This window comes from Dechloromonas denitrificans (assembly GCF_020510685.1).
GTDB classification, from domain to species: Bacteria; Pseudomonadota; Gammaproteobacteria; order Burkholderiales; family Rhodocyclaceae; genus Azonexus; species Azonexus denitrificans_A.
Window position 1 is genome coordinate 509,965 of record NZ_CP075185.1, and the last position, 12,347, is coordinate 522,311.

At 61.5% G+C, this 12,347-nt stretch carries 12 protein-coding genes and 1 tRNA gene; 9 read left to right on the top strand and 4 right to left on the bottom strand.

The window, feature by feature from the left end:
* Nucleotides 1-6 precede the first annotated feature (6 nt).
* The 3 genes from KI611_RS02530 to KI611_RS02540 are packed head-to-tail and all read left to right on the top strand — an operon-like array spanning nt 7 to nt 4,165.
* Nucleotides 7-1,941, top strand: coding sequence for a DUF4178 domain-containing protein (locus KI611_RS02530; RefSeq protein WP_226418264.1), 1,935 nt, complete (start codon nt 7-9; stop codon nt 1,939-1,941).
* Entirely contained in the window at nt 1,941-2,084 is a 144-nt protein-coding gene (locus KI611_RS02535) for a hypothetical protein (RefSeq protein WP_226418265.1), read from the top strand. The genes KI611_RS02530 and KI611_RS02535 overlap by 1 nt, the downstream gene beginning before the upstream one ends.
* Nucleotides 2,085-2,122: 38 nt before the next feature.
* Complete coding sequence (locus tag KI611_RS02540; RefSeq protein ID WP_226418266.1) at nt 2,123-4,165, top strand: diguanylate cyclase; 2,043 nt, start codon at nt 2,123-2,125, stop codon at nt 4,163-4,165.
* Here KI611_RS02540 and KI611_RS02545 read toward each other — a convergent pair.
* Together KI611_RS02545 and KI611_RS02550 are read right to left on the bottom strand one after the other, a co-directional pair.
* Nucleotides 4,162-4,809: a glycine-rich domain-containing protein gene (locus KI611_RS02545; protein ID WP_226418267.1), complete on the bottom strand. Its 648-nt coding sequence runs from the start codon at nt 4,807-4,809 to the stop codon at nt 4,162-4,164. The genes KI611_RS02540 and KI611_RS02545 overlap by 4 nt on opposite strands.
* Nucleotides 4,806-6,260, bottom strand: coding sequence for an NAD-dependent succinate-semialdehyde dehydrogenase (locus KI611_RS02550; protein ID WP_226418268.1), 1,455 nt, complete (start codon nt 6,258-6,260; stop codon nt 4,806-4,808). The genes KI611_RS02545 and KI611_RS02550 overlap by 4 nt, the downstream gene beginning before the upstream one ends.
* A 63-nt stretch (nt 6,261-6,323) precedes the next feature.
* On the opposite strand from KI611_RS02550, the gene KI611_RS02555 reads away from it, so the two are divergent.
* Together KI611_RS02555 and KI611_RS02560 are read left to right on the top strand one after the other, a co-directional pair.
* Nucleotides 6,324-6,824: a C40 family peptidase gene (locus tag KI611_RS02555; protein ID WP_226418269.1), complete on the top strand. Its 501-nt coding sequence runs from the start codon at nt 6,324-6,326 to the stop codon at nt 6,822-6,824.
* A gap of 63 nt (nt 6,825-6,887) precedes the next feature.
* Nucleotides 6,888-6,964: transfer RNA gene (locus tag KI611_RS02560), tRNA-Arg, on the top strand.
* A 53-nt stretch (nt 6,965-7,017) separates the two neighbouring features.
* Here the strand turns inward: KI611_RS02560 and KI611_RS02565 are convergent.
* Nucleotides 7,018-7,980, bottom strand: a complete 963-nt coding sequence (locus KI611_RS02565; RefSeq protein ID WP_226418270.1) for a LysR family transcriptional regulator — start codon at nt 7,978-7,980, stop codon at nt 7,018-7,020.
* A gap of 57 nt (nt 7,981-8,037) precedes the next feature.
* Between KI611_RS02565 and rnk the strand changes: the two genes are divergently transcribed.
* The 3 genes from rnk to KI611_RS02580 all read left to right on the top strand — a co-directional run bounded on the left by rnk (nt 8,038) and on the right by KI611_RS02580 (nt 9,841).
* Entirely contained in the window at nt 8,038-8,448 is a 411-nt protein-coding gene (gene rnk, locus KI611_RS02570) for a nucleoside diphosphate kinase regulator (RefSeq protein ID WP_226418271.1), read from the top strand.
* Between the two features lie 86 nt (nt 8,449-8,534).
* On the top strand, nt 8,535-8,837 hold the full coding sequence (locus tag KI611_RS02575) for a phasin family protein (RefSeq protein WP_226418272.1): 303 nt from the start codon (nt 8,535-8,537) through the stop codon (nt 8,835-8,837).
* A gap of 119 nt (nt 8,838-8,956) precedes the next feature.
* Nucleotides 8,957-9,841 (top strand): universal stress protein, encoded by an 885-nt coding sequence (locus KI611_RS02580; RefSeq protein WP_226418273.1) that lies wholly within the window; start codon nt 8,957-8,959, stop codon nt 9,839-9,841.
* Between the two features lie 98 nt (nt 9,842-9,939).
* On the opposite strand, the gene nhaR is transcribed toward KI611_RS02580, so the two are convergent.
* Nucleotides 9,940-10,842: a transcriptional activator NhaR gene (gene nhaR / locus KI611_RS02585; protein ID WP_226418274.1), complete on the bottom strand. Its 903-nt coding sequence runs from the start codon at nt 10,840-10,842 to the stop codon at nt 9,940-9,942.
* 144 nt (nt 10,843-10,986) lie between these two features.
* Between nhaR and nhaD the strand changes: the two genes are divergently transcribed.
* Nucleotides 10,987-12,270, top strand: a complete 1,284-nt coding sequence (nhaD, locus tag KI611_RS02590) for a sodium:proton antiporter NhaD (RefSeq protein WP_226418275.1) — start codon at nt 10,987-10,989, stop codon at nt 12,268-12,270.
* Nucleotides 12,271-12,347 lie beyond the last annotated feature (77 nt).

A 12,347-nucleotide genomic window follows, 5' to 3' on the forward strand; every position in this document is an offset into this window, starting at 1 on the left:
CGGCCCGTGGCGCTGACCGCCTCCTGCCCTTCCTGTGGCGCGCCGGTTGTCTTCCAGTCGGCGTCGTCGGTCTTTGCCGTCTGCGCCTACTGTCAGAGCACGCTGGTCCGCCACGACCAGGCGCTCGAAGATATCGGCAAGATGGCGGCGCTGGTCGAGGACCGCTCGCCGCTCCAGCTCGGCGCCGAGGGCGCCTACAAGGGCGTCCATTTCGCGCTGATCGGGCGGATCCAGATCAAGTACAGCCAGGGCCTGTGGAACGAATGGCACCTGCTGTTCGATGACATGCGCACCGGCTGGCTGTCGGAGGCGGGCGGCGAGTATGTACTCACATTTGCCGAATTTGTCGCGGACGCCCTGCCGCAATTGGCTGAGCTGAAGATCGGCCAGCGCTTCGTGCTGGCCAGCCGGACGTGGACGGTCAGCAATATCGAAAACGCCGAATGCGTTGCCGGCCAGGGGGAGTTGCCGTTCAAGGTCGGGGCCGGCTACCCGGTGGCTGCGGTGGATCTGCGCAACGGGGCCAATTTCGCGACGCTCGATTATTCGGAAGTGCCGCCGCTGTTCTTTGTCGGCGAGGCGGTTGCTTTCTCGTCGCTGAAAATGACCAACCTGCGCGACGGCATGGCGATCCCGACGGTAATCGTCGAAGCCAGGGTTTTCCGCTGCCCGAGTTGCGGCGCGCCGCTGCAGGCGCGCGCGAAGGACATTCTGGCGGTCGGCTGCGCCAGTTGCGGGGCAGTGGTCGATACGGCCAACGAGAATTACCAGGTGCTTTCCAAAGCGCTCGGCCAGCGCGACGAGAAATACGTGCCGCGCCTGCCGCTCGGCAGCAAGGGCAAACTGGAGGATCAGGCGGTCGAGGTGATCGGTTTTCTCGTCAAGCTGTGCAAGGTCGATGGCATCGCCTACGACTGGCGCGAATACCTGCTCGCCGCCGAGCATGGCAGCTATCGCTGGCTGACCGAGTACAACGGCCACTGGAACATTGCCGACGTGCTGTCCAATCCGCCCGCCACCAGCGGCATCATCGAAGTCGATGCGGTGCGTTACGGCGGGCAGGCGTTCAAGCATTTTGCGACGACGCAGGCGGCCGAAGTCATCCAGGTCGCCGGCGAGTTCACCTGGCGCGTCCGGCGCGGCGAAACCAACCGGGTGGTCGATTACGTCGCGCCGCCGCTGATGCTGTCGCGTGAATCGACCGCCAGCGACTTGAGTTGGTCGCAGGGCCTGTATGTCGCCCCGGCTGTGATTCGCGATGCCTTCAAGCTGCCGGCCAGCCTGCCGGAGCCGATCGGCGTCTATGCCAACCAGCCTAATCCGTGGGCCGAGACGCACCGGCGGGTTTGTCGGCTGTTCTGGAAACTGGCCCTGCTTGCCGTGTTGCTGCAGCTCTTTTTCGTCCTGCTTGCCGGCGGTAAACCGCTGCTCCGCCAGGAACTGGTTTTCTCGCCGCAACTGGCCGGCGAAAGCGTGGTGAGCGGCGAGTTCGAGGTGCGCGAGAAGCCGCGCAAGCTGACCGTGCGCAATACGACGACGCTCGACAACAACTGGATCGGCCTCGAGATGATGCTGGTCAACAAGGCCAGTGGCGCAGCCTGGCCGGCAACCCGCGAGCTGTCCTACTACTCGGGCCGGGATGGCGGCGAAAGCTGGTCGGAAGGCAGTCGGGACGACGAGGTGGTTTTCCGCGATGTTCCGCCCGGTACCTACTACCTGACGCTCGACCCCGATCTGGCGCCGGACAAGCCGGTGCCGGTGCGCGATACGCTCGAGGTGCTGAGTGGCGGCGCCGGCTGGTCGAACTTCGTCATGGTGCTGATCTTTCTCGCCATCTTTCCGATCTTCACGCGGCTTCGCCATGCCGCCTTCGAAGCCGGCCGCTGGGCCGAAAGCGACCACGCGCCGGCGAGCAGCGACGATACCGACGAGGACGACTGATGTTTAGGCATTTCAACCTCGCCGCCGGCATTATTGCCCTGAGCCTTTTTGCCTACGCCCAGCATCAGGGCTGGAACCTGTTCGACAACGTCGCCAACGAGGGCCGTGGTTCGGGCGGCAGCAGTCGCATCTATCACAAGTGATCTAACGGATTGTCGCCAGTTCTTGCGATAATCCGGGTATGCGCCTGATCACCCTTGTCTTGCTGTGGATACTTGTTTCGCCCGCTGCTGCGCTGGAGAAGGTCAGTGTTCAGCTCAACTGGAAGCACCAGTTCCAGTTCGCCGGCTTTTACGCGGCTATCGACCAAGGTTATTTCCGCGACGCCGGGTTCGACGTCAGCCTGCGCGAACTCGCCGATGGCCATGACCCGATTAGCGCCGTCCTCAACGGCGAGGCGGATTTCGGGGTGGCGGCGTCGGAACTGGCGCTGCACCGCGCGCAGGGCAAACCGGTCGTCGCGCTGGCGGTGATCATCCAGCATTCGCCGGCGGTGCTGCTAGTCAATCGCCGCAAGACTCTCACCATCGAAGCGCTCAACGAGCGGCGGATCATGCTGCTGCCGCACGAGGCCGAGTTGCTCGCCTATCTCAAGCGGGCCGGTGTCAGTCGCTACACGGCCGTGCCGCATAGCTTCGATACGGCCGATCTGATTGCCGGGCGGGTAGATGCGCTGTCCGGTTACTCGACGGACGAACCCTTTGTCCTGCGCCGCGAAAAGTTTCCCTTCCTGGCCTTTTCTCCGAGTACGGCAGGCGTCGATTTTTACGGTGATGCGTTGTTTACCGTCGAGCAACGGATCGCCAAATCGCCGGATGCCGTCCGGGCCTTCCGGGCGGCGGTCCTGCGCGGCTGGCAGTACGCCATGGACCATCCGGAGGAACTGGCCGAGCTGATCCGTCGGCAGTATTCGACCCGCCACAGCAAGGAGCATCTGCTGTTCGAAGCGAGCGAAATGGCCCGGCTGATGCAGCCCGACCTGGTTGAAATCGGCCAGATGTCGGCGCCGCGCTGGCAGCAGATCGGCCAGACCTATGCCGAACTCGGCATGCTGCCGCCCGGCTTCTCGCTCGATGGCCTGGTGTACCGGAGCGAGCCGCGCAGCTTGCCGGACTGGGTCTGGCCGGTTCTCGTCTTTGCGACACTGGTTTGTTCGCTGGTGGCGATCGCGGCGGCCCACTACGCCCGCCTGAACCGACGTCTGGCGCGGGAGATCAAGATCCGGCAAGGGGTCGAGGCGGCATTGCGGAAGAGCAAACAACGTTATCGCCGGCTGGCCGAGCAGAGCAAGGATGTCATCTGGACCCTCGATCTGGCCAGCATGCGGTTCACTTATGTCAGCGCCGCGGTCGAAAGCATGCGCGGCTTCACGCCGCAGGAGGTCATGGCGCAGCCGCTGGCGGCGGCGCTGACCGAAGATTCCTATGCGGCCACGATGGCCTTGCTGGAGGAGCATCTCCGCCGTCTCGGCGAAGGCGACACGACGGCCATGTCGGCGATGACCGAGGTCGAGCAGCCGCACAAGAACGGCAGCATCGTTTCGTCCGAAGTCGTCGCTAGCTTTCTGCTCGACGACGACGGGCGGCCGAGCAGCATCCTCGGCATTTCCCGCGACAATTCGGAACGGCGGGCCAGCGAGGCGCAGTTGCGGGCGGCCAACGAAAGCCTGCGCAGCCAGTTGCAGGAAATCGAGCAACTGCAGGTGGCCCTGCGCGAGCAGGCGATCCGCGACAGCCTGACCAGCTGCTTCAACCGCCGCTATCTCGATGAAACCCTGGAGCGCGAGTTGTCGCGCGCCCGGCGTGAAGGTTACCCGTTGGCGCTGGTCATCCTCGATCTCGATCATTTCAAGCAGATCAACGACACCTGCGGTCACCAGGCCGGCGATGCGGCGCTGAAGGAGCTGGCCAACCAGCTGCGTTCCGACATTCGCCATGAGGACGTGCTGTGTCGCTACGGCGGCGAGGAATTCGTCATCCTGATGCCGCGTATGCCGCTCGGCATTGCGGCCGAACGAGCCGAGCGCTGGCGCCGGGCGATTGCCGAAATCCGTGTCCGCTTCGGTAGCTTCGAGCTGGCCTTCACCACCTCGGCTGGCGTTGCCGCCTACCCGGATCACGCCAGAATGCCCGATGATCTGATGCAGTCGGCCGATCAGGCGCTCTACGTGGCCAAGAACGAGGGGCGGAATCGCGTCGTGGTTTACTCGCCGCCCGCCACTTAGTCGCCGCCGCAGCCCCCGCCGCCGTCTCCCCCGGCATCGCTGCTGTCCGCTCCGCCGGAGTCGCCAGAACAGCCGCTGCTGCAGCCGATATGGCTGGCGCAGTAAGCGCGTCCGGCCATCCCGGCCGCTAGGCAATCGAGCTGATAGATGAAGCCGCCGGCCAAGGCCAGACGAGCATCCAGCGCAAATAGCCGGGGCAGACGATCCGGCTGTTTCGGATCGATCCCCTCGTGTGCGCAAGCCAGTCGCCAGGCCCGCCGGATGCCGTCGTCGGCCTGGGTCGGCGATTGCATCGCCGCAGCCGGCGTGTGATGCAGGAAACGGCCGAAAGCGTGGCGGCAGAACTTGTCGTACAGCCGGGTGCTCAGAATGAACTCGTGCCAGGCGTCATCGACGGCCTGCGAGGGCATCGCCACCATGCGCCGGCCGGCCTTGCGGCAGATCTGAAAATAATCGACCAGGCCGGCCAGTACTTCGCCGCGCTGCTCGGCGCTCAGTTCCGGGCGGCGTGCCGCCAGGCGCTGGTCGACAACGCGTTGGTAGGGATAGTGCTCGATGTGGCGCGCCTGTCCGGCGCGCCGCCATTTTTGCCAGACCAGAAGAACCGCCAAAAGCAGGGCGCCGGCAACGAACAGTTTGATCACGGCGTCACGTCGAAGCAGAGGTATTTGATTTCCAGGTATTCCTCGATGCCGTACTTGGAACCTTCGCGGCCGATGCCGGACTGCTTGATGCCGCCGAACGGCGCCACCTCGTTCGAGATCAGGCCGGTATTGATGCCGACCATGCCATATTCCAGTGCTTCGCCGACCCGCCAGCAGCGGCCGATGTTGCGGCTGAAGAAATAGGCGGCCAGGCCGAATTCGGTATCGTTGGCCATGGCGATGGCTTCCGCTTCAGTGGTGAAGCGGAACAGTGGGGCGACCGGGCCGAAGGTTTCCTCGCGCGCCACCTTCATCTCGCGTGTTACATCGGCCAGCACCGTCGGCTGGAAGAAATTGCCGCCCAGGGCATGGCGGGCGCCGCCCGCCAAGACGCGGGCTCCTTTGCTGACGGCATCGGCGACATGGGCTTCGACCTTGGCCAGGCCGGCGGCATTGATCAACGGGCCCTGGGTGACGCCCGGCTGGTCGCCGGGGCCGACTTTCAAAGCCTCCGTCTTCTCGGCGAGCTTGGCGGCAAAGGCTTCGTAAATCCCCGCCTGGACGAGAAAGCGGTTGGCGCAGACGCAGGTCTGGCCGGTGTTCCGGTATTTGGCGGTCATCGCGCCGTCCACCGCCGCATCGAGATCGGCATCGTCGAAAACGATGAAGGGCGCGTTGCCGCCCAGTTCGAGCGAGAGTTTCTTGACCGTCGGGGCGCACTGCGCCATCAGCAAGCGGCCAACGCCGGTCGAGCCGGTGAAGGACAGCTTGCGGACCACCGGGCTGGCGGTCAGTGCGCCGCCGATGGCTTGCGGGTTGCCGGTCACGACATTGAAGACGCCGGCCGGAAAGCCCGCCTGTTCGGCGAGGAAAGCCAGGGCCAGCGCGGTCAGCGGGGTTGCCTCGGCCGGCTTGACGACCACCGGGCAACCGGCGGCAAGGGCCGGGGCGACCTTGCGGGTGATCATGGCGAGCGGGAAATTCCATGGCGTAATTGCCGCGCAGACACCGATCGGTTGCTTGATGACCAGCAAGCGTTTGTCGGCGACCGGGCTGGGAATGCTCTCGCCGTAGGTGCGCTTGCCTTCCTCGGCAAACCATTCGACGAAGGAGGCGCCGTAAATCACTTCGCCGCGGGCTTCGGCCAGCGGCTTGCCGCCTTCGGCCGTGATCAGTTGGGCGAGATCGTCGGCGTTGTCGATGATCAGCTTGAACCAGGCCTGCAACAGCCCGGCCCGCTGCTTGGCGCTCAAGGCGCGCCAGGCCGGCCAGGCCGCCTCGGCCGCGGCGATGGCCCGGCCGGTCTCGGCGGCGCCGCAGCGCGGCACTTCGCCGAGGACCAGGCCGCTTGCCGGATTGACGACCGGCAAGGTGGCCAGATCGTCGGCCGCGATCCATTGGCCGGCGATAAAGTTGCCGGAGCGCAGCAATTCCTTGTTCTGTAGATTCATGGCCTTGAAAAATCCTGTAAAAACTGTAAGTTATGGTTTGTTTGGAGAAACAACATTAACCGTATGCCGATTCCTGCCCTGTTTCCCGCTGCGCTGCTCGCTTTGCTGCTGACGGCCTGTGGCAGCCCGCCCAGTCGTCCGGTCGCGTCGTCGGAAACTATAGCGCAACAAAACTTGGCGGTCAGCGAGAAGCGCAACGAGGTCGCGCTCTACGCGCTCGGCCTGATCGACACCGGCTACCGCTTCGGCGGCAAGAATCCCGAAGCCGGACTCGATTGCAGCGGCATGGTCAGCTACATCTACGGCCAGGCGGCCGGGCTCAAGGTGCGTGGCAGCGCTGCCGACATCGCCCGGAGTGGCCGGCCAATCGAACGGACCGCCCTGCGCGCCGGTGATCTGGTGTTTTTCAACACCCGCAACCAGTCGTTTTCACATGTCGGCATTTACCTCGGCGAGGCGCGTTTCATCCATGCTCCATCGACCAATGGCCGGGTCCGTATTGACCGTCTGAGCGACCGCTACTATGCGCAACGCTTCGAAGCGGCGCGAACTTTCTTCGATTGAAGCATCTAACGTGTCAATAGATTGGACGCGGCCTGCCGCTAAAGGTAAAATCCCGCCTCCTATGCGCCCGTAGCTCAGCTGGATAGAGTACTGCCCTCCGAAGGCAGGGGTCGGGGGTTCGAATCTCTCCGGGCGCACCAGAATATCAACGGGTTAGGTGATCATCACCTAACCCGTTTTCATTTTGCATGGTCTATCGATCCCAATACGGTTCCTCGCCGATATGGGCGATCAGAAAATCGATGAATACCCGGACCTTGCTGGGAAGGTGCCGCGTTGGCAAGTACATCGCGTAGACATGGCGCTCGACCGGGATGTACTCGGATAGCACGGCCTGCAAGCTGCCGTTCTGCAGGTCTTTGCCGATGATGAAAGTGGGTAAAAGACCAACCCCCAGTCCGCCCAGGACAGCTTGCGAAAGCGCTTCGTCGTCATCGACGTGCAATGGGCCATTAACGGGTACGGCGATTTCGCCCTTTGGTCCAGTAAAGCGCCAGCGCCCCGGTTCTCCGGAGCGGGTGTAGTCCAGGCAGTTATGTGTCACCAGGTCGGCAGGGGTTTGCGGAACACCTCGGCGCCGGAAGTAGTCCGGGGTCGCGCACAATTTTCGCCGGACCGGTGCCAGCGGGCGGGCGACCAAATTCGGTTGCGGCTCGCTGGTAACATGGATTGCCAGGTCATACCCTTCCTCGGCTAGATTTACCCAGCGGTCCGTAATGCTGAGGTCTATCTTAAGCTCCGGATGGAGCGGAAGAAACTTGGCGAGCGCCGGTGCCACATGAAGTGTTCCGAAGGCAACCGAGGCGCTGACGCGAAGTACGCCCCGCGCTTCACCGTTGAAACTGCCAACAAGTTTCTCCGCTTCCGTTGCCTCTTCCAGCATGCGGGCACAATGTTCGGCGACCGAGGCGCCGATTTCGGTGAGGCTGAGATAGCGGGTGGTCCGATTAAGCAGGTGCGCGCCAAGCGACTTTTCCAGCTTTGCCACGCCCTTGCTGACGGCTGAACGGGACGTGCCCATCCGTCGAGCCGCTTCCGCAAAACTGCCTGCCTCGACAACGCGAGCAAAAATTGCCATCAAATTCAAATCAGCCATCGATGCCTTCGTTTGTTTTCTGTCATTGCGCTGCTCTGATTGTTGCCATTCAGGATACATTTTGATGCCAGTTTAACGCCTACCGTGTTCATCCTGGAGGCAGTACGATTCGCTCATATGATCAAAATCAATATTGCCATGGCGCAAAACTTCCCAAGAGAATCAGAGTATTCCGGGCCTCCTGTCGTCTGCTCCACAGATTATGTGCGGTTGCGTCAGTATGCGCTGAGCGACGAGCTGGCAGAAGAGCTGGATCGAGCGATTGTAGTCGAAAGGGAACAGGTTCCAATCGACGTTGTGACCATGCACACCCGCTGTACCTATATCGACCAAGGTATCGGGACGCAACGCGAGATCGAGCTGGTCTTTCCGGATGAGGCAGACCCAGCGATGGGGAAAATTTCCGTGTTGACACCTGTCGGTAGTGCATTGATCGGACTCAGCGTCGGACAGGAGATTGCCTGGGAGTTTCCCGATGGTTCGATGCGCCGCCTCAAGGTCGCAAGCGTTACCCAGAGGGCAGGCTAGTTCTGCCCACCCTATAAAACTGTTTGGTACGTCTTTGAACAAGCGATAGCGCGCTTCAATGACGTCACATCACGATGGAGAGTCAAATGAAATCAATTTTCGAAACGATCACTGAGGCACAAAAAACCTCACTTGAGGCGGCTGCCGGTTTTTCCGATAACTGGCTTGTCGTGATCGAGCGGCTTACTCAACTCAATATCGAGGTAAGCCGTACTGCTTTTGAGAAATCCCTGGAAATGGCTCTGCTTGGTATGGCAGGCAGCCTTTCACAGGGAAATGAATTCGCCTGGAGTGCCTCAGTCCAATCGGGCATTGAACAATTTTCTGAGTATTGTCAGAGCGTCCGTGCAATGACGCTGGACGCCGCCAAACATCAGCATTGTCGATAGCGATGGATTTCACGAACCGTCGCCCCTGCCGCTGACACAAGGAGAGGAGAAAAAACCCGACGCATCGACGAAGTCGATGCTCACGTCCGGCCAACATCGTCCTTCCCAAGGAGGTCACCATGAATCAACTGAAGCGCATCCTGGCGGCAACCGACCTGTCGGCCCCGGCTCGCCATGCCGTTGAGCGCGCCGCCCTGGTCAGTAAAGACACGGCGGTCGCTCTCGATCTTCTGCACGTCGCCAACCTTGGGCCATTGGAGCGCTTGCGGCAACTCATGGGAGTAACGCCGGCCGACATGGAACAGCGGGTGCTGGATATCGCGCGGCAGAAGCTCAGCGATCTCGCGGCCGCCCTCCAGCAACGCTTTGGCATTGCGGCTGGCATTCATGTGGTGACCGGCTCCTTGCTGGCCGAACTGGCCAAGAATGTTGATGGTTTGGCGGCTGGCTTGCTGGTTTGCGGCGCCAAGGGGGAAAGTGTCATTCGCCACTTCACGCTGGGCTCGACGGCCTTGCGCCTGCTGAGCACGTCGACCTGCCCCGTCCTCGTGGTGAAGCAGTCGCCCCACGAATCCTACCGGCGGATTCTCGTTCCGGTTGATTTCTCAGCCTCGTCGTTACCTGCCATCCACCAAGCACGGAGTATTGCGCCACAAGCCGACATCGTGTTGCTGCATGTCTTCGAAGTGCCCTTCGAGGGGCACTTGCGCTACGCCAGTGTGGGCGAAGATACCCTCAATAACTATCGGATTGTTGCTAAGCAGGAGGCAACTGAAAAGCTCGATGCGCTGCGCCAGGATGCCGGTCTAAGCTCCCATGGCTCCAGTCTGGTGGTCCTCAACGGCGATCCGATCGGGCGCATCATCGAGCAAGAGCAGGAGCAGGATTGCGATTTGATCGTCATGGGCAAGCACGGCGAGAGCCCGATAGAAGATTTGCTGCTCGGCAGCGTCACCAAGCACGTTCTGGCTGAATCGCTGGCCGACATACTGGTTTCGGTGTGAGCATGATCGAATCCGGACAGAACAGCCTGACCCAGTAAGAGGTCGTGACCTATTTTCGGATGACGTTGTCTCGATTTTGAATTGCCGGGTGCCGCCGCCTACGGAATGTCCTGTCCGGCGCCTATCCGTTGCGCCGACTGGGTAACTGCCAAGACCGATGGGTGGGTGAGCCGCCGTTCGACCGAAATTGCGAAATAGCTGACCCGAAGCTCTTCGCTCCTGCCCAGGATGGCCAGTTCTCCGGAGGCGAGAAATTCCTCTTCGGCAACGGACGGGACGGGAAAAGCGCCGATGCCTGCCTTCCCGAAAGCAGCCATCAAGGCCATGTCGTCGAATTCGCCGACAATTCGGGCGCGAACCCGCTGGCGCTCCAGCCAGGGCTGCAGGCTTGTGCGAACGGCCGAGTCCTCGCCGGGCAAAAGCAGGGGCAGGGCATTCAGGCAGGCCGGAAATGCGGCGGTATTCCCGGCGACCAGGCTTTTCGCCGCAAGAAACGTCACGCCGGACTCCAGCAGGCGGTGGTTGTAGGCTCGAACACTGAACGAAGGCGGAATCGGGCCATCCGATATCACCATGTCGAGTTGATGCACTGCCAGTTGGGCCAGCAAGCGGTCCAGCTGCCATTCGCGGCAGACGATGCGGGTCGACTGCGCGCCATCGATGGCCGGTTGCAGCAACCGGCAGGCCAGCGATTTGGGTACGGCATCTGACACGCCTACCCGGAATTCGGCAGGGCGCCCTTTGGGGTGATGCTTGATCATCACCTCCAGCTCGGCACTCAGGGCGAACATCTCGTCCGCATACTCGAGGGCCAGCTTGCCCGCCTCGGTAAGGACGATGGAACGTCCCTGGCGGACGAACAATTCGGCGCCCAGACTGCTCTCGAGCAAGCCGATCTGGCCGCTCAAGGTCTGCGGCGTGACGTTAATGGCTTCGGCGGCGCGGGCTACGCTGCCAGCCTTGGCGACTTTCCAGAAATAGAACAGGTGCTTGTGATTCATGAGGTCGGTGATTCATCGAGAAAAACGCATGATTGACTGAAATAAATCGAATTTATTTTACTCGTTGCCTGCGCTAACGTATGGCCCCGATCGAACAGGCTGCGCAGCTGGCGATCGCCGTTCAATTCGTTAAAGGTGTTTTCCATGCTCACAGCCATTGTCATCGTCTTCGTCGTAGCCTACGCAGCGATCGCGCTGGAACACCCGCTGAAGGTCAACAAGTCGGCTTCCGCCCTGATTGGGGCAGGCCTCCTGTGGACGATCTACGCCCTGGCGCTGGGCGACACCCATTTGCTGGGCGAGCAACTGGGCGAGTCCTTGACCAGCACGGCCCAGATCGTGTTTTTCCTGATGGGGGCGATGACGATTGTCGAGGTGGTCGATGCGCACAACGGTTTTGAAGTGATCACCCGGCGTATCCGCACCACCAAGTTATCCTCGTTGATGTGGCTGGTCGGTTTCGTCACCTTCTTCCTCAGTTCGATTCTCGACAATCTGACGACGACCATCGTGATGATTTCCCTGATGCGCAAGCTCCTGGCGAAGCACGATGACCGGCTGTTCTTTGCGGGAATTATCGTCATTGCGGCAAACTCGGGCGGCGCCTGGTCGCCGATCGGTGACGTGACCACCACCATGCTGTGGATTGGCGGCCAGATAAGCTCGCTGGCGATCATCAAGTCGGTATTCTTGCCGGCTTTGATCAGCATGCTCGTGCCGCTGGCCATGACGGCTTATGCCTTGCGCGGGCGCGCAGTGGTCAGCCCGGAGGTCGTGGACAGTGACCACGGCCTGCGCACCACGGAATTCGAACGCAATCTGATGTTCTTCATGGGCCTGGGGATACTGGTCGCCGTGCCGGCTTTCAAGACGATTACCCACCTGCCGCCCTTCATGGGCATCCTGTTCGGCCTTGGTCTTCTCTGGTTGGTCGGTGACCTGGTTCATCGCCACAAGGAAGACGAGTTCAAACAGCATTTCACGCTGGCCCATGCCTTGAGTAAAATCGACCTGAGCTCGCTGGTCTTTTTCATCGGTATTCTGCTTTCGGTCGCCACGCTCGAACATACGCACATCCTGACTTCGCTTGCCCGGTGGCTGGACCAGGTCGTCGGGCGGCAGGACATCATCGTGCTGATTATCGGCATGGTCAGCGCGATCGTCGACAACGTACCGCTGGTCGCTGCCGCCATGGGGATGTACAGCTTGACCACCTTTCCGCCCGACCATTTCTTGTGGCAGTTCCTGGCCTACTGTGCCGGAACCGGCGGATCGATACTGATCATTGGTTCGGCGGCCGGTGTCGCCGCGATGGGCCTCGAGAAAATCCACTTCTTCTGGTACGTCAAAAAAATCAGTGGGCTGGCTCTGGTTGGCTATTTTGCCGGGGCGGGTATTTATCTGCTGCAGCGTGGAATGAGCGTTTAAAGAGGGCGTAGCCAATTGGCCCGGCTACGCAATTCAAATTGGGATGGCCGGAAACGGGGTCATCTTCCAGGGAATTT